We start from the raw sequence: 16057 nt of genomic DNA on the forward strand, positions 1-16057 counted from the left end.
TCCACGTCGGTAGTTCTCTGCTTTAAGTAGCTCATTCTCAAGAGTCCGGTTGAACGATATAAATCGTCCCCGGACTCTTTTTTATTGCTGTCAGCTCAATCTCGCATTTTGTAAAGTCAAGTGGCATTTCATAGCCTGTGAACTACGGGTTTTACTGAGTTAACCGTTAAACCTTTTACGTATCCCTTTGTCTAACCCACGCATATAGTACTTGCCGTTAATCGTCTTAGCTATGAAAGCCTTGAAACATACAAGTAAGATTGTCCTGATGATCCTTCTGATGATTGGGTCTGCGTTTACCGCCAAGGCAGTGGCCCGGCCAGGAGTGGCCCAGCCCGGCATTAACGTTCCAATCGAGTCGTTTTATGACGAACTGGCTCCCTATGGGCAATGGACGCAGCACCCGAATTACGGAAATGTTTGGCTGCCCAGTGCCGGGCCTGACTTTCAGCCCTATGCTACCAACGGCCATTGGGTTGTTACAGAATACGGAAACACCTGGGTGTCGGACTATGATTGGGGGTGGGCACCGTTTCACTACGGTCGATGGGTGATGGACCCGGCTTATGGTGGCTGGATCTGGATTCCGGGCTCTGACTGGGGACCTGCCTGGGTAACGTGGCGGTCAGGGGGCGGCTATTATGGTTGGGCACCACTCGGACCGGGTATGAACATCAACGTTAACATCAATATTCCCGCTCCTTACTGGACGTTCGTGCCGCAGATTTACATCACTAGCCCACGTATCTACAACTATTGTGTGCCACGTCCGCAGGTAGTTAACATTTACCATAATACGACGATCATTAATAACGTGTATCAATACAACAACCGGTCGTATTTCTACGGGCCGCAGCGAGTGGAGATCGAGCGCGTAACCCGGCGTTCGGTGCCTGTGTATCGGGTCGACTATCGCGATCGGCCGGGTCGTACGGTGGTTAGCAATGGCACGGTTGGCTTCTACCGGCCTAATCCTTCAAGCAATTATGGACGAGGCTATGGAAATGGACGTCCTGACCGGTTCGACAATAACCGCGGGAATAATGGCTACAATGCCCCTGAGCCGCGTTACGGCAGTACGTATCCAAACGACCGCCCTAGCCGCGGAAGCTACGAAGCCAGACCCGAGCCAGGCCAAAACAGTTATCCTGTACCAAATCGAAATGACCGGTTCGAGTCGAATCGTCCCGATCGGTTTGGACCTAGTCGGGGCAGTTACGCACCGAATACTAACCCTGCCCCGGCAGACAACTCAGTACAGCCTAATCGGTCGTACGAACGGTTCAATCGGCCATCGTCGCCGGGCATAACGTTGCCACAAGGGCAGGGCCGTCCAGAAGGTGGTTTTCAGCGGACACCCGAGAGCCGCGAGAGCCGGGGGCAAGTGTTCCAACAGCGGACTCAGGGAGCAGGCCCCCGCTTTAACAACGATCGGGGACAGGTTTCGCCGGGTGAGCGTCCAGAACGCCCATCGCGTGGGCCGAGGTAAACCCCATTTTAAAAATAACGTAGCTCAGGAATGGTGCGAGCGGGTCGATGTTCACAGAACTAACCCGCCTGCACCATTCCTGCATTACAGGCAATCCTGACCGTGTAAATAATCGGTACTTTTGCCGGATATGCGTTATTTTATTGAATTATCGTACCGAGGCACGGCGTACCACGGCTGGCAGACGCAGGCTAACGGTATAAGCGTCCAGCAAACACTCGAAGCGGCTCTAACCCAGCGATTGGGCAAGCCCATTTATGTAGTAGGCAGTGGCCGTACGGATGCCGGAGTGCATGCTGAGCAGCAGTTTGCTCACTTCGATGTCGATGAGCCGCTTATGTTGTCAGATCAGCTGCTGTACTCGCTCAACTGCATGTTGCCCGAAGACATTGCCATTCAGACCTTTTTCCCGGTTCGGCCAACCGACCACGCTCGATTTTCGGCTGTTTCACGATACTATCAATACCATATCACTCGCCAGAAAAATGCGTTCCTAAACGGCATGACGTATCATTTTCGACCACAGCTAAACGAAGCGCGTATGAATGAAGCTTGTCAATTGCTCCTGCAACACCGCGATTTTCAGAGCTTCAGCAAAGCCCGGGCGAACGTAACAAATTTCTTGTGCCGACTCGAGTTTGCGTACTGGCAGCGGACAGTAGATGACCGCTTAACGTTTCACATCAAGGCCAATCGGTTTTTGTGGGGTATGGTGCGCACCATTGTCGGAACGATGGTAGAGGTGGGGCAGCACCGAATGAGCCTTGGCCAGTTTGAGCAGATCATTCTGGCGAAAGATCGCACCATAGCCGGCCGGGCCGCGCCACCCAACGGATTGTATTTGGTTGAAGTGGGCTATCCGGCTGAGGTGCTGGCGCAACGAGCGTCGGCCCTGACTCATGGATGATTATTGACTGATCATCAATCAGGTTGTTACCTAGTCGTCAGGACTACCTCCCCATTAGGATATCGAATATCAACTCTATCCTCAGCGGTTATAAATACCCGATCGGGTTTAGTGATCGATGTTGTGTTCAGGCTGGCTTTGAGGGTTTTGGAAAATAAGCCCGTAGAAGGGCTAATCTGGCCTAAGTTTTTGGTCGGCTCCCGACCCGCTTCCATCCAGACGACATACGCGTTTCTGGACGGGGTCAGATCTTTAGCTGCTGCCAAATTAAAGACATCCACCGAGATGCTGAAGTTCTCGTTTTTATCTTTTTTGACTTTTACCGCCCCAGTGGCGGCCGGAGCAATCGTTGACGTAGTGAAGGGCATTTTCGTGGCGCATGAACTCAGCACAAAGGCCATAATCAGCGCAAAAACAATTGAATTAACAGTTTTCATACGTTCGAGGGATGGGATACTCATGTAATTCATATGTAACCGACTAATGGGCTATCTGTTTTAGAGCAGCCATCGGTACAGTAACCGATGAGTAGCTGTGCCGTATCAGACTAGTCGGCTGATTGTGGTACGAATTGCTTGATAAGTCATTAATTAGTCAACGGAGAGGCACCTTTTTGCCTGAAGCATCAAGTAGTTCGAATGTAGCATCGCCCTGTTTATCCACGTATAATTTAATGCGAGCGTTGCCTGCTTCATCTCGGATAAACACACCTGTCTCCGCCTGGCGGTTTTTACCCACAAAAAGTCGTTCCTGTCCCAACAAGCCCTTGGCCTCCATATCAGCTATTGATTTCTGGTACAAACTTTCATTGTTAAGCTTTTTCAATGAGTCTATTTGTTTCATGAGCTGACCTAAGGTAAAGTTTTCGGGTCGATCCCATAATTTCAACCCGTACGATCTCAGGCGTTGCTGATCTTGTAGTACTTCATCGTACTGCAACTGCATGACTTGATCATTTTTGTATTGGTCAACCGACAATACCAGCCCCGCTTCCTTTTTGCCACCATTGTAACACAGACCACCACATTCATCGCCTTCGTCATTGAAGAAAATAAGGCCAGCCGGACGTTTTCGGGCAGGTACTACTTTACCATCAACTACACCCGGATGCTGGTTTTCCTCATTACTGATAACTAGTCTCAGGCGACCGTCCTTTTCTACAACGTTGATACGCTCCACTTCAATTTCTTTGAACCGCTGTGTGGTATCAGTACGATTAAACGTCATGAACAAATAAGCTGCGAAACCAAGGGTTGAGGCTATAACGTAGATTTTAAGCCATAGTAGTTGTTTTAATATGTTCTTCTCCATAAGTATGAATGCAGCGATTAATTGACATGAAAGTCGGTTAATTCGGCTTTAAAAGCAACAAGGTTTCGGGTACATCTCCTGCATAGGCTGGCCTTAAAATGTAGGGCAAACCCAATTCGAAATAGCTAGGGCCGATACCTCTCTTTTTTAACCCGCTCCTATATTGAGGGTTTAGATGAGAGCAATGCGGGGAAGAAGCATTACTTTAAGGAATACTATGAGATTGATTGGCTTTAGTTTAGGGATGGCAGGTACGCTCTGGCTGGTAGGGTGTTCGGGCGGGGTACGAAGCATTGACCTGGAGAGTAAGCAGTTTCAGGCCACCGTCAATATAGATTCAACGCGGGGTCTTGACTCCACTCGAATTGCTGAGCTGAGCCGAAATAAAGTCATCTACAGTTTCAGTAAAGATGGAGAAGGGCAACAGCACACTCAAATGGGAATGCTCTCGCACGATACCTCGTTTAGCTGGCAATTACAGGGAGATAGCCTACGGCTCGATGAGCAGTTATATGCCATTCAAAAGACCGATATGGGCTTTAAGCTTAAATCAGATTCCGCTTTAATTTTTCTACAAGCCCAACCCTAATTTAATTTTTTTGACAGGATGAACAAGATTTTCAGGATTGATTGAGAGCACTTAATCCTGAAAATCTTGTTCATCCTGTCAAAAAAGGCTATTGCTCCTTCAGTAAACGTAGCAGGACCCCATTTGTCCAGCCGAAACCGTCCTGGTTGGGGTACTCGCCTCCTTTCGCCGACGCCGTGCTGATGACATCGTATTTCTCAACCATCTTACCAGCCGCTTTATAAACCCGCAGGTTTTCGGTGGTCCAGTTCAGTTTGACCTGATTCGCTAAATCCGTCAGATTGTAATTACGTAGCCCCTGAATAGACAACCACTGCAACGGTGCCCAACCGTTAGGGGCATCCCACTGTTCGCCCGTGCGGACAAGCGTTGTGGTGAGGCCACCTGTTTTCAGAAAATCGCGTTGCAATGTTTTAGCCACAAGCTGGGCTTGCTCTGGGGTGGCCACTTTAACAAAAAGGGGATAGACAGCCGCCAGCGAATAAACGGTAGCCGGTTTCTGGGTCACAAAGTCGTAGTCAAAAAAGAATTGGCGTCTGGCATTCCAGCAGTATTTCTGGATGGCTTCTCGCCGTTGCTGGGCTAGCAATAGGTACATCTTTGCCCGACGTTGGTCGCCCTTGAGCCGATACCCTTCTGCCAGGGTACGTTCGAGGTTGATGAGCAGGCAGTTCAGATCGACCGGAATAAAATCGGTTGTATGAATCGTTCGTAGGTTTTTGCCGTCCCGAAACCATCGGCTACTGAAATCCCAGCCCGACTCAGCAGCCGCCCGGAGGTGCCGATATAACGCCTGGGGATCTTTACTCTTTTTCGCCAGTTCTACGTCCTCTTTGTAGGATTCAGGTCGTGGCGTGTTTTTATCGTCGTAATAGCGATTCAGGTAAACGCCATCGGCTAGTCGGACCACACGCCGGTAAGCCGGGTTCTGTGCGGTGAGCTGGGCTTTGCCATTCATCCAAAAGTTATATTCTTCCTGCAGATAGGGTAGGTAGGTAAGCAGCACCCGACGTCCTTGCGTTTCGCTCAGTAAATTGACCATGAACGAGAAAAACGGGGGCTGCGACCTACCCAGAAAATACGTCCGGTTGCCATTGGGGATAAAGCCAAAGGTGCGAATCAGGTAGGCGAAGTTGTCGACCATATTCCGGATTAAGGGAGTTCGGTCCGACGCCTGTAAACCCAGCATCGTGAAATAGCTGTCCCAGTAATATATTTCACCGAAGCGGCCACCCGGTACCACATACGGTTTCGACAACGGGATCAACGAACCCGTTGGGCTGTTTGGTTTAGGGCGGGCATCGGCTGGGCGGGTCAGCACCGGCCAAAGATCCATGATATGCTGCATGGCCGATTGATTGGCCTTGCTGGTGTAACCCGAGGCTGGCGTAACAGGTAGCGTAAAGTTTTGCTCGACAAACGCCTTAAGGTTGAAATCCCGGCGCTGACGGGCTTTTTCGTAATTGGCCAGAATGGCTGATGGAGCCGATTTTGGTGTGCAGTCGGCAAAAGTTTTCGAATCAGGGAAAACGGCTTTTAGCTGGACCTCGTCAAACAGCTTGCCAAATTGTTCGTCAGGACCGGCTAAAACAGGAGTCGTTTTTGCCGGAGCCACGGATGCCTGCTGCGCCCAGGCTGGGGTCAGGGCCAGCAATAAGAACGTAATCGGTATAAATCGTCGGTTTACTCGCTTCATGCACTAGATTTTCGTAAGAATGCTGTACTTTGCCTGTCAAATTCAGTTTTTAACTCTATGATCCGCGTCTTTGCGATACTGCTCGTTGCCGAGTTTGTTTCGCTCTCTGTATTGGCTCAACGAATAACGTCCGATACAACGTATAAGCAGCCCCTTCGACCACAGTATCACTTTTCGCCCCGCACGAATTGGATCAATGACCCTAATGGCCTAGTTTATTACGACGCCGAATATCACCTTTTTTTTCAATACAACCCGTTTGGTATTCGTTGGGGCCACATGACCTGGGGCCACGCCATCAGCCGTGATCTGGTACACTGGCAGGAGTTGCCCCCCGCTATTCCGGAAGAGGCCTCTACTATGATTTTTTCGGGTAGCTGTGTGGTAGATAAAAACAACACAAGTGGTTTCGGTCGCGATGGCCGGGTGCCGATGGTTGCCATTTACACGGGTGCTCAGAAAGATCACCAAAGTCAGCACATTGCGTATAGTTTAGACAAAGGACGAACCTGGACTAAATATGACGCGAACCCCGTGGTTGATCTGAAAAAACGAGATTTTCGCGATCCGAAGGTGTTCTGGCATGAGCCAACTCAAAAGTGGGTGATGGTCGTCCTGCTGCCCACCGAAAAGAAAGCTTTGTTTTACAACTCGCCCGACCTTAAAAAGTGGACTAAAACGGGGGAATTCACGGCGTCCGACAGTCCGGCAACGATTTGGGAGTGCCCGGACCTGGTCGAAGTGCCGGTTGATGGAACCACCGAGCGCAAATGGCTTTTGCTGCTTTCGATGGGAAGCAACGGCGCGGCCGGTGGCTCGGGAATGCAATACTATATCGGACGCTTCGACGGCACAACGTTCATCAACGAATCCAAGCTGGGCGCCCCCCGATTCGTGGATTGGGGAAAAGATTATTACGCAGCCATTTCGTTCAATAACTTGCCGAGTCGGGGCAATCGGGGAGCCGTCAGTATTGGCTGGATGAACAACTGGCAGTACGCAAACGATATTCCAACCACACCGTTTCGGGGCGCAATGACCTTGCCTCGCGAATTGCGGCTCGCTAAGAAAGCGGGTGGCTATGAACTCCGACAGAAGCCAATTCAGGAACTGAAACCCTTGCTGGGGGTGCCCTTTCAATGGAACGGCACAGACGTGGTGCAACTGAACCAAAGCGTAACCAACGCTAATGTTTCGGGCGATACGTATATGCTAACCATGGAGCTCGATGCGACTAAGCCGGGCTCGGGCGTGCGGGTCCGCAAACGTGGAGATTCTTCAGGAAAAACAACCGCACAATCCGGCGAAGAAACCGTTATTGGCTATGACCCAGCCAAAGCGCAGGTATATGTCGATCGGACGCGCTCAGGGCAGGTTTCGTTTAAAGAAGAATTTTCTGGACGATTTGTGGCGCCTTTACAACCGCAGAATGGTCGAATTTCGCTACAGATTTGGGTGGATCGTTCGTCGGTCGAAGTGTTTGCCAATGAAGGGCAGGCCACACTTACCAATCAGATCTTCCCCAGCCCTGATAGTCGGGGTATTGAGTTCTTCGGCGAAGGCTTGCTGTCAGTAGTAATTCGACCGGTTGAGCCCATCTGGAAGTGATCCAGCTAGTACGAGTAGGTACGAAATTTCGCCTTCGGGGCTTCTGATCGAACTTGCTTTTGTTGGATAGCTGGATCTGGGTAAGTTGACCAGAATAAGGTGTTCAGGTATTGGCATTTCTGCTTATATTGCCTATTAACTTACCCTTCCGTATGCCTCTTTTTACAGGACCCGCTGGCGATTCTGGCCCTCTTGATGCTCAATATTATCATTGCCGAGCAGCTGACCAAACTAAACTATTTCAGGTCGTTAGGTACGTCACTAATCGTTATTATCATCACCGCCATCACCGCCAATCTGGGTGTGATACCAGCGTCAACTAATGCTCCTCCGCTTTATGACGGCATTTTTAACTATCTGGCGCCTATCTCCATTTTCTATCTGCTGCTGACGGTTCATTTAAAAGGGCTCAAGCGGGCAGGCTCTCCCATGGTCATTAATTTTCTGATTGGGGCGGTAGGGACGATGGTAGGCGTGATTGTAGCGATGCGGGTAGTTGGCGGCCCAAAAGGGTTTGGTCCCCTTTTCTATGCTGTGGGGGGGATGTTTACAGGTACGCATACCGGAGGGAGTAGTAACCTGAATGCGATTGCGCTGCATTACGGTGTTAATAAAGCCGGGAATGTATACGCGGCCACGATTGCTACAGACAATATCGTCACGGCACTCTGGATGGTCGTTACATTACTGTTACCGCCGTTCTTGAATCGTTTTTTCCCGCGTAGACTGACCACCAACTTAAGTGCCGAGGAAACACGCCGGTTTGAACAGGAAGCCAACGATCAGATCAACGATCTCGAAGCTGTTAACCCCCAGGATCTGGCCATACTTATTGGCCTGGGCGTATTAGCCTTGTACGGCGCTCAACTCGTGACGCAATACGTTCCTGACATTCCTAAAATTCTAGTACTGACAACATTGGCTCTACTGTTGGCCCAATTGCCTGGTATCCAACGATTACGAGGGGTGCGCGTGGTCGGTATATTCTGTATTTACCTGTTCTTGGCCGTGATTGGCGCTTTTTGTGATCTGGCTGCTTTGGTCAAAGACGGACAATTAGCCTTAACTATGCTAACCTTCGTGAGTATATCGGTGCCCATTCATGCGTTATTTCAGTTTGGTATTGGTGGACTACTGAAGCAGGATTGGGATATACTCGGCATCGCATCACAGGCTAACATTGGCGGATCGGCCTCGTGTCTGGCGCTCAGTAAAAGCCTTAACCGGCCCGATCTGCATTTGCCAGGTATCCTGGCGGGGGCGCTAGGCAACGCCATTGGTACGTACTGTGGCTTGCTGGTGGCCGAATATTTACGAACAGCGACGTTTACCTGAGCAAGCGACGACTAGGCTTTTCTACCATGTAGAAATATAGTTTCAGGAAGTGGCCAAACCATACCGATTCCTACCAGTTCTTTCGTTTGAGATACAGTAAGCAATTCGTTTGTCAACGCTATTCGGGCCGATTGGCCCAGTTTGATGGAGGATAAAAGCTAAATTTTCTTAAATTCGGCCGATCCCCGGTTGAATCCGTTATTTTTGTCTCATAACACGAACCCCTGAATGGCTCGTAGCAAGAAGAAAGTAGGTGCGTACCCTAGTGGCATGATTCTGTTTAGTCTGACACTAGCGTTATTTTTAATTGGTTTCTGCGGCATGTTAGCCATCCAGTCGAAAAAACTGGTGACTTACATCCGTGAAAACTACGAGATGCGGGCGTTTCTGGATAAAGACCTCAGTGAGAAGAAACTGACGAAATTGTCTAAAACTATTGCGGAGCGGCCTTATATCCTGAAAGTGAACGGAACACCCCAGTTAAATTTTGTGCCGAAAGATGTGGCCGCAAAAGAGTTTATTGCGGAAACTAAAGAGGATTTCTCAAAATTTCTGGGCGAGAACCCGTTACGCGATAGTTACCGAATAAAGCTTACCGAAGAGTATTTCGAAGAAGCAAAGCTGCAACAAGTAAAGCAGGATCTGGAAGAGCTCGACGGAATTTTTGAGGTGGTTTACCAGGAGAACTTAGTCGATAATATTAACCGTAACATCACAAAAATTTACGTTGTGATGTCGGCTTTTGCCTTGATTTTGTTGTTGATTATAGTCGTCCTGATGAACAACACAATTCGGTTGGCGCTTCATTCGCAACGAATGCTGATCCGGAGTATGCAACTGGTTGGTGCCACCAATGGCTTTATTACCCGGCCTTTTTTGGGGCGTGGTATGTGGCAGGGGCTGCTGGCCGGCGTAATAGCCGTTATCCTGTTGCTGGTTGGATTGCAGCTGGCGGTTCATAATTTACCAGAAATGGCTACCTTTCAGGATGTTGAAAAAACAGCCATGTTATTGGGTGGTATTGTCGGTTTAGGCGTTCTGGTAGGTTTTCTGAGTACCTTTCAGGCCGTCAACCGATACCTGGGACTAACCCTGGACGAATTATATTAACTTGAATTTAAGCCCTTTCCGGGCATTTAGTTGTTACATAAAGTAGAATAACTGAATTACGAACATGGCAAAAGATAAGCAATATGGCTCGACAACGCTAACCCGCGAAGAACCAGCCAAGAAAAATCAGGGTACTACTGAGCCAGCTGTTAAAGCAGCGCCCACACGCACCCCAGTTACTGAGCCGGCTCGTCGGCCTGCGGCAACAGTACCGGCCTTGCCTTTCGGTCGCCGAAATTACACGTTGATGCTAGCTGGAATTGGTGTTATCCTGGCTGGGTTTTTTATCATGAGCCTCGATAAAGAAGAGTTTGGCTTCGGCTTTTTAGGCCTCACGCTTGGCCCTATTGTGGTGATGAGCGGCTTCGTATTGGAGTTTTTTGCGATCCTGTCTCGCCCCGTTAAATAAACCGGTTCGCGGTGTGGTTATGAATTTATAAGGTTGTAAAGTTGTAAAGTTGGCTAAAGCACCCCCAACTTTACAACGCTATAACTTTATCACTGTCCTGAATGGATCTTATTCATGCGATTGCGTTGGCTATTATTGAAGGGTTAACCGAGTTCCTACCGGTTTCTTCAACGGGCCACATGATTATCTACTCATCTTTGGCCGGTATCGCCAACAACGAATTCACCAAGCTATATACCGTTGATGTTCAATTCGGCTGCATTCTGTCGGTATTAGTGCTCTACCACCGCCGTTTTCTGGTCGACACCCGCACCGATGATTTTGTGGCACCAGCCTGGGTGCGTCAGTTTCCTGAAAAAACCCAGCGGCTCGTTGACTTCTATTCTAAAATTCTTATTGCGTTCTTGCCAGCGGCTATAATCGGTTTTCTGCTGAATGATTTCATCGATTCGCTACTGGAAAACGTAGTCGTGGTGGCCATTACGTTACTGGTAGGAGGAATTGTCCTGGTTTTTATTGACCGCATTGTCAATCAAACTCCCAAAGACCGTGATGTGACTGCTTCGGATGCCTTACGCATCGGCTTCTTTCAATGCATTGCCATGATTCCGGGCGTATCGCGGTCGGCGGCTACCATCATTGGCGGCATGTTTCAGGGATTGACCCGCACGCAGGCCGCTGAGTTCTCGTTCTTTCTGGCCGTTCCGACCATGGCCGCAGCCTCGGGCTACAAGCTTCTCAAAACGTATAAACTGCTTCAACCAGCCGATTATCAGACCTTGCTGATTGGCAACGCCATTGCGTTTGTCGTGGGTTTGCTGGCTATTCGGGGTTTTGTCGGTTTCCTGACTAAGTATGGATTTAAGGTGTTTGGTTACTACCGAATCGCGCTTGGTTTGTTGCTGTTAGGTCTGATGGCGGCTGGAGTAAAGTTAGACGTGTTGTAAAAGCTATTATACAGAGATACACGGACAAGCAAAAAGGGGCGCTGAGGCTCTTTATGTATCCGCTTTGGCGGTCCAATCCATGTCACAACAAAATTTACCAGCGCCCGATCCGGGGCAAGTTATTCTGATTGACAAACCACTGACCTGGACGTCGTTCGACGTAGCGAATAAACTTAAGTACGCCTGTAAGTTTAAAAAGATTGGTCATGCCGGTACGCTTGATCCGCTGGCAACGGGCTTACTGATCCTGTGTACTGGTAAAATGACCAAGCAGATTGATCAATACCAGGCACAGGAGAAAGAATACACCGGAACCCTTGTGTTGGGCAAAACCACGCCTTCGGTTGACTTGGAAACGGAGTTCGACGCTGAGTTCGATACGTCTGCGATAACCGCTGAACAAGTTGTGGCCGCGGCTCGTCAACTGACGGGCGAGATTCTGCAGGTGCCTCCCATTTATTCGGCGGTTCGGGTCAATGGCGAGCGGCTGTACGAAAAAGCCCGGCGCGGTGAGACAACCGATCAAATCGACGGTGGAATCAAGAGCCGACAAGTGATAGTGGGTGCTTTTGACGTAAATACTGACAGGTTTCCAGAAGTCGATTTCCGTATTGTATGTTCCAAAGGGACGTATATTCGCAGCCTGGTACGTGACTTAGGGCTTCTGCTTAACAATGGAGCCTACATGAGTGCTCTGCGCCGGACGCGTATTGGGAACTTCCGGGTCGATGACGCTGACACGATTGACAGCTTCATTGCCAAGTGCCGTCCTCAATTGCCTGCATCAACAACGCTATGATTATTCATCGTGGTCTCGACGACCTTCAACCGCTAGCCAATGCCGTTGTAACGAGCGGCACTTTCGATGGTGTCCATCGGGGCCACCAAACCATTTTATCGAGGCTAACAGAGGTTGCAAAAAGCAGCGGGGGGGAGTCGGTCCTGATTACGTACTGGCCGCATCCTCGCACAGTTGTCTCTAATGACAGTCAGAACCTGAAACTGCTCACTACGTTAGAGGAAAAGATTGATTTGCTTGATCAGGCGGGCGTTGATCATTTGGTGGTTATCCCATTTACCCGCTCGTTTTCGCAGTTAACTTCAGAAGAGTACATCCGGCAAATTCTGATCGATAAAATTGGTACCCGCAAATTGGTTATTGGCTATGATCACCGGTTTGGGCGCGATCGGGAAGGAGGCTTCGATTACATCAAGGCGCACCAGCAGGAATACGGGTTTGAAGTTGAAGAGATACCCCGGCAGGACGTAGAAGCGGTAGGGGTTAGCTCATCCAAAATCCGGGCGGCTCTTAACGAAGGCAACGTGCATACGGCAAATCTCTTTCTGGGTCGTGCGTACACCTTAACCGGCACCATCGTAAAAGGTCAGCAACTCGGACGAACCATCGGCTTTCCAACCGCAAATATGCAGGTTGACGATCCGGTCAAACTAATTCCGGCTAATGGCGTGTATGCAGTCGATGTACTCTACGCCGGTCAGACCCTCGGTGGGATGCTCAATATCGGTTTCCGCCCGACCGTTGCCGGAACGAATCAGACGATTGAGACGTACATCTTCGACTTTGACAAAGATATCTACGGCGAACACCTGACTCTCAAATTCCGGGAGTTCCTGCGTCCTGAGCAGAAGTTTGATGGTCTACCCGCTTTAGTTGCCCAGCTAAAGCGTGATGAGGAATCAGCGCGCCAAGTGTTGAGTCGTTAGACTCGTTGTAAGGCGGGTGAAAACCCGCGATTCTAAGCTATAAGTCGTGGGTTTTCACCCGCCTTACAACAAGTCTATCTGTGGTTTTTTGGAACAATCAATGACAATTTAACGACCTATATGCTGCCCAGCTATGTAACCCGTTGTCCAGGCATTCTGGAAGTTGAAGCCGCCCGTGATGCCGTCGACATCCAGCACTTCGCCCGCGAAAAACAAGCCGGGCTGTGCTTTGCTTTCTAAGGTCTGCTGATTTAAACTAGTCAGTGAGATCCCGCCACAGGTCACAAACTCGTCTTTGAACGTACTCTTTCCAACAACGTTGAACTGACAATTCGTAAGCCGTTCGATTAACCGATTTAGCTGTTTGGCAGGTAAGTCTGCCCAGCGCTGGTTATCGGATATGCCGACTTCAGAGGCAAAAGCCTGCCACAGCCGGGAGGGTAGCCCAAACGGGTTCTGCGTAATGACCTGTTTTCGGCCATTCTGTTGGCGGAAATCCTGAAGCGTGTTACGGAGTTCGTTTTCATTTAGGGTAGGTACCCAGTTGATTCGAAGCGTAAAACGGTAGTCAACCTCGGCTAATTCACGGGCGGCCCAGGCTGACAAGCGCAGGATGGCAGGCCCGCTAAAACCCCAGTGGGTTAAGAGCAGGGGGCCGCGCTGCTCCTGCTTAGTCCCCACGACATACACTTTAGCATCGGGTACAGATACACCCGCTAAGGGCAACAATGGACTGTCGGGTACATTGAATGTAAACAACGATGGTACGGGCGATACTACCGGTTCATCCTGTTCAGGTAACCACCCATAAGCCGGAAGCTGAGGATAACCACCAGTAGCCACCAGTACGCGGTCGGCTTTAAGGGTTTCGCCGGTGAGCAACTGAACGGCCCAATTGCCTTCTTGACGACGGCTAAGTGAAGCCACGCCACAACTCGTTCGGATTTGGATGCCTAACCGGCGGGCGGTGGTGAGTAGGCAGTCGACAATGGTGTCAGACGTGTTCGTCGTCGGAAACATACGTCCATCGGCTTCTGTCTTGAGGCCTACGCCCCGCTGCTCAAACCAACGAACGGTGGCCGTCGCATCGAAAGCGTTGAACAGCGAACGTAGCGGTTTTTCTCCACGCGGGTAGTGCTTCACCAAGAGCCGGTTGTCGAAACAGGCATGGGTAACATTACAGCGACCTCCACCCGAAATACGGACTTTGTTGAGAACCGTGCGGTTCTTTTCAAGAATGGTAACGGTGGCTTCTGGAAACGTTTCTGCGGCTGTGATAGCCCCGAAAAAACCGGCGGCTCCACCACCGATCACAATAATATTTAACGGCGACATACGATTAGAACAGTGGTTTTAGCGTTGGAGTTCGTAGATAACGACTTGGGTTAACGGCCCGCCAATCAACTTAAGTTACCAACAAACAGCGGCCTGTTTTACCGGCGAATTGGTGCCGGGCAAATTGGGCTCTTCGCCTATTCGACAAACTCTGTACCTTTGCCAGTATGCTGTTCTCTCCGAAATTTAACCCTAACAAGTACCAACGCCGAGGCTTTCGGCTGCGTGGTAACACACTTGTATTACTGTTTATTTTCTTTCTGATTGGCTTATTCTTGCATTACGGTGGCCGAACCCAGCCAGTCGTTGCCTTTTGGAACGACATTCGACGGATTGTAGGCTTGGGGCCGGTAAAATCCGAAAAGGAAGATAACCCTTACAAAGCGCCGGAACCAAGCACACCTAACAGAGCGGATGATGTCGCTACTGACGATCGTCCTGGGTCGTCGAGTAGTAAGAAAGAAAGTTCGGCTAGTGACGAAACCGGGTCGGCACTGCCATCCAGGCGGCCTCAGGGAAAAGCATTGTTTGCTTTTGAGAAGCAAGTCGATTTCATTTTGCCGGCCTATAAGCCATCCGACGAAATTGTCCGCCATGAAGGCTATACGCTCCGGTTTCGTGATGAATACAAAGAGGCCGATTGGGTCGCTTACCCATTACTACCCGAAGAAATCAATGGGGATACCGACCGCGAAGGCTCCCGATTTGTGCCCGACCCAGCTGTGCGATCAGGTTCCGCGTTACCGGCTGATTATACGCGCTCTGGCTACGACCGGGGCCACCTGGCCCCAGCGGGCGACTTCAAATTTTCCCGACGCATGATGCAGGAAACGTTCTTTATGAGCAACATGACACCGCAGGTCCCTGAGTTTAATCGAGGTATCTGGAAGGAGCTGGAAGATCAGATTCGACGCTGGGCGTTACGTGATAATGGACTCTATGTTATTACCGGTCCGGTATTAAAGCCGGGTTTACCTACTATTGGCCGGACTAACGAAGTGAGTGTTCCACAGAAATTTTACAAAGTTGTGCTGTATTGCAATAGGCCAGAAATACGCATGATTGGTTTCTTGCTCAATAACAAAGGGTCAGACAGCTCGCTGAAGCAGTTTGTGGTGCCCGTCGATCAGATAGAACAACTCACCGGAATTGATTTCTTTCCTAAACTACCTGACGATCTGGAGCGCAAGCTGGAAAGCAAAGGACGCGGGGAAATGGTGGACGAGTGGTTTTCTCTTTAACATAAACCTGACCAGGTTTATGTTAAAGAGGTTTTGTGGTTACCTTGGATAATGCCGCCAGAAATTCTCTCAGTTCATCCGGACGTTGCGTGCCAAGAAGGATTTTACCACCAGACTTCTTGTTAATTTGTAATCCATAAGTTCCGCCAGCACTGTACACCCAGCCGTTTGGCCCCTGCCGTATTCCTGCTATACCTTTCGGGTATTCGCCCCAAAGAGCGTATTCCCGAACATAGGCCTGGTCGATGTCACTCCAGGGGATCACCTGCCATTGACCAAACGGTTTAATCCAGAACCGTATCTCTTCCTGGTCGACATGGAATATAAGGTCCCTTACTTGCATAATGTAGGTTAT

16 protein-coding genes are annotated in these 16057 nt (G+C 49.8%); 11 read left to right on the plus strand and 5 right to left on the minus strand.

Annotation, left to right across the window (positions count from 1 at the left end; translation table 11 throughout):
- Positions 1-232: 232 nt before the first annotated feature.
- Together ACFSUS_RS20240 and truA are read left to right on the plus strand one after the other, a co-directional pair.
- A complete protein-coding gene (locus ACFSUS_RS20240; protein WP_381525566.1) occupies positions 233-1489 on the plus strand; it encodes a DUF6600 domain-containing protein in 1257 nt (418 codons plus the stop codon).
- Between the two features lie 130 nt (positions 1490-1619).
- Entirely contained in the window at positions 1620-2396 is a 777-nt protein-coding gene (truA, locus tag ACFSUS_RS20245; RefSeq protein ID WP_381525567.1) for a tRNA pseudouridine(38-40) synthase TruA, read from the plus strand.
- A 26-nt stretch (positions 2397-2422) separates the two neighbouring features.
- On the opposite strand, the gene ACFSUS_RS20250 is transcribed toward truA, so the two are convergent.
- Positions 2423-2833: a hypothetical protein gene (locus ACFSUS_RS20250; protein WP_381525568.1), complete on the minus strand. Its 411-nt coding sequence runs from the start codon at positions 2831-2833 to the stop codon at positions 2423-2425.
- 157 nt (positions 2834-2990) lie between these two features.
- On the minus strand, positions 2991-3707 hold the full coding sequence (locus ACFSUS_RS20255; protein ID WP_381525569.1) for a hypothetical protein: 717 nt from the start codon (positions 3705-3707) through the stop codon (positions 2991-2993).
- Between the two features lie 217 nt (positions 3708-3924).
- On the opposite strand from ACFSUS_RS20255, the gene ACFSUS_RS20260 reads away from it, so the two are divergent.
- The gene (locus ACFSUS_RS20260; protein ID WP_381525570.1) at positions 3925-4296 is read left to right on the plus strand and encodes a hypothetical protein; all 372 of its coding nucleotides are present in this window, start codon (positions 3925-3927) and stop codon (positions 4294-4296) included.
- A gap of 88 nt (positions 4297-4384) precedes the next feature.
- Here the strand turns inward: ACFSUS_RS20260 and treF are convergent, their stop codons facing one another.
- Positions 4385-5992 (minus strand): alpha,alpha-trehalase TreF, encoded by a 1608-nt coding sequence (gene treF / locus ACFSUS_RS20265; RefSeq protein ID WP_381525571.1) that lies wholly within the window; start codon positions 5990-5992, stop codon positions 4385-4387.
- A gap of 57 nt (positions 5993-6049) precedes the next feature.
- Here treF and ACFSUS_RS20270 point away from each other — a divergent pair, with 57 nt between their 5' ends.
- From ACFSUS_RS20270 to ACFSUS_RS20300, 7 genes are all read left to right on the plus strand, one after another.
- Positions 6050-7600, plus strand: coding sequence for a glycoside hydrolase family 32 protein (locus ACFSUS_RS20270; protein WP_381525572.1), 1551 nt, complete (start codon positions 6050-6052; stop codon positions 7598-7600).
- A gap of 195 nt (positions 7601-7795) precedes the next feature.
- Entirely contained in the window at positions 7796-8935 is a 1140-nt protein-coding gene (locus ACFSUS_RS20275; protein WP_381525573.1) for a DUF819 family protein, read from the plus strand.
- A 228-nt stretch (positions 8936-9163) separates the two neighbouring features.
- Positions 9164-10045, plus strand: coding sequence for a cell division protein FtsX (locus ACFSUS_RS20280; protein ID WP_381525574.1), 882 nt, complete (start codon positions 9164-9166; stop codon positions 10043-10045).
- 64 nt (positions 10046-10109) lie between these two features.
- The gene (locus ACFSUS_RS20285) at positions 10110-10454 is read left to right on the plus strand and encodes a DUF3098 domain-containing protein (RefSeq protein ID WP_381525575.1); all 345 of its coding nucleotides are present in this window, start codon (positions 10110-10112) and stop codon (positions 10452-10454) included.
- Between the two features lie 101 nt (positions 10455-10555).
- Entirely contained in the window at positions 10556-11401 is an 846-nt protein-coding gene (locus ACFSUS_RS20290) for an undecaprenyl-diphosphate phosphatase (protein WP_381525576.1), read from the plus strand.
- Between the two features lie 79 nt (positions 11402-11480).
- Entirely contained in the window at positions 11481-12200 is a 720-nt protein-coding gene (truB, locus tag ACFSUS_RS20295) for a tRNA pseudouridine(55) synthase TruB (RefSeq protein WP_381525577.1), read from the plus strand.
- Positions 12197-13126: a bifunctional riboflavin kinase/FAD synthetase gene (locus ACFSUS_RS20300; protein WP_381525578.1), complete on the plus strand. Its 930-nt coding sequence runs from the start codon at positions 12197-12199 to the stop codon at positions 13124-13126. The genes truB and ACFSUS_RS20300 overlap by 4 nt, the downstream gene beginning before the upstream one ends.
- Before the next feature lie 108 nt (positions 13127-13234).
- Here the strand turns inward: ACFSUS_RS20300 and ACFSUS_RS20305 are convergent, their stop codons facing one another.
- A complete protein-coding gene (locus tag ACFSUS_RS20305) occupies positions 13235-14461 on the minus strand; it encodes a BaiN/RdsA family NAD(P)/FAD-dependent oxidoreductase (protein WP_381525579.1) in 1227 nt (408 codons plus the stop codon).
- 167 nt (positions 14462-14628) lie between these two features.
- Here ACFSUS_RS20305 and ACFSUS_RS20310 point away from each other — a divergent pair, with 167 nt between their 5' ends.
- Positions 14629-15702: a DNA/RNA non-specific endonuclease gene (locus ACFSUS_RS20310; RefSeq protein WP_381525580.1), complete on the plus strand. Its 1074-nt coding sequence runs from the start codon at positions 14629-14631 to the stop codon at positions 15700-15702.
- 22 nt (positions 15703-15724) lie between these two features.
- Here the strand turns inward: ACFSUS_RS20310 and ACFSUS_RS20315 are convergent, their stop codons facing one another.
- Positions 15725-16045, minus strand: a complete 321-nt coding sequence (locus tag ACFSUS_RS20315) for a hypothetical protein (RefSeq protein WP_381525581.1) — start codon at positions 16043-16045, stop codon at positions 15725-15727.
- Positions 16046-16057 lie beyond the last annotated feature (12 nt).

The organism is Spirosoma soli (assembly GCF_042684525.1).
In the GTDB taxonomy this organism is placed as follows: Bacteria; Bacteroidota; Bacteroidia; order Cytophagales; family Spirosomataceae; genus Spirosoma; species Spirosoma soli.

What these genes read in the sequence shown, in the direction of transcription:
- ACFSUS_RS20240 (WP_381525566.1), top strand. Translation starts at nt 233, where the DNA reads ATGAAAGCCTTGAAACATACAAGTAAGATTGTCCTGATGATCCTTCTG.
- truA (WP_381525567.1), top strand. Translation starts at nt 1,620, where the DNA reads ATGCGTTATTTTATTGAATTATCGTACCGAGGCACGGCGTACCACGGC.
- ACFSUS_RS20250 (WP_381525568.1), bottom strand. Translation starts at nt 2,833, where the DNA reads ATGAAAACTGTTAATTCAATTGTTTTTGCGCTGATTATGGCCTTTGTG.
- ACFSUS_RS20255 (WP_381525569.1), bottom strand. Translation starts at nt 3,707, where the DNA reads ATGGAGAAGAACATATTAAAACAACTACTATGGCTTAAAATCTACGTT.
- ACFSUS_RS20260 (WP_381525570.1), top strand. Translation starts at nt 3,925, where the DNA reads ATGAGATTGATTGGCTTTAGTTTAGGGATGGCAGGTACGCTCTGGCTG.
- treF (WP_381525571.1), bottom strand. Translation starts at nt 5,992, where the DNA reads ATGAAGCGAGTAAACCGACGATTTATACCGATTACGTTCTTATTGCTG.
- ACFSUS_RS20270 (WP_381525572.1), top strand. Translation starts at nt 6,050, where the DNA reads ATGATCCGCGTCTTTGCGATACTGCTCGTTGCCGAGTTTGTTTCGCTC.
- ACFSUS_RS20275 (WP_381525573.1), top strand. Translation starts at nt 7,796, where the DNA reads ATGCTCAATATTATCATTGCCGAGCAGCTGACCAAACTAAACTATTTC.
- ACFSUS_RS20280 (WP_381525574.1), top strand. Translation starts at nt 9,164, where the DNA reads ATGGCTCGTAGCAAGAAGAAAGTAGGTGCGTACCCTAGTGGCATGATT.
- ACFSUS_RS20285 (WP_381525575.1), top strand. Translation starts at nt 10,110, where the DNA reads ATGGCAAAAGATAAGCAATATGGCTCGACAACGCTAACCCGCGAAGAA.
- ACFSUS_RS20290 (WP_381525576.1), top strand. Translation starts at nt 10,556, where the DNA reads ATGGATCTTATTCATGCGATTGCGTTGGCTATTATTGAAGGGTTAACC.
- truB (WP_381525577.1), top strand. Translation starts at nt 11,481, where the DNA reads ATGTCACAACAAAATTTACCAGCGCCCGATCCGGGGCAAGTTATTCTG.
- ACFSUS_RS20300 (WP_381525578.1), top strand. Translation starts at nt 12,197, where the DNA reads ATGATTATTCATCGTGGTCTCGACGACCTTCAACCGCTAGCCAATGCC.
- ACFSUS_RS20305 (WP_381525579.1), bottom strand. Translation starts at nt 14,461, where the DNA reads ATGTCGCCGTTAAATATTATTGTGATCGGTGGTGGAGCCGCCGGTTTT.
- ACFSUS_RS20310 (WP_381525580.1), top strand. Translation starts at nt 14,629, where the DNA reads ATGCTGTTCTCTCCGAAATTTAACCCTAACAAGTACCAACGCCGAGGC.
- ACFSUS_RS20315 (WP_381525581.1), bottom strand. Translation starts at nt 16,045, where the DNA reads ATGCAAGTAAGGGACCTTATATTCCATGTCGACCAGGAAGAGATACGG.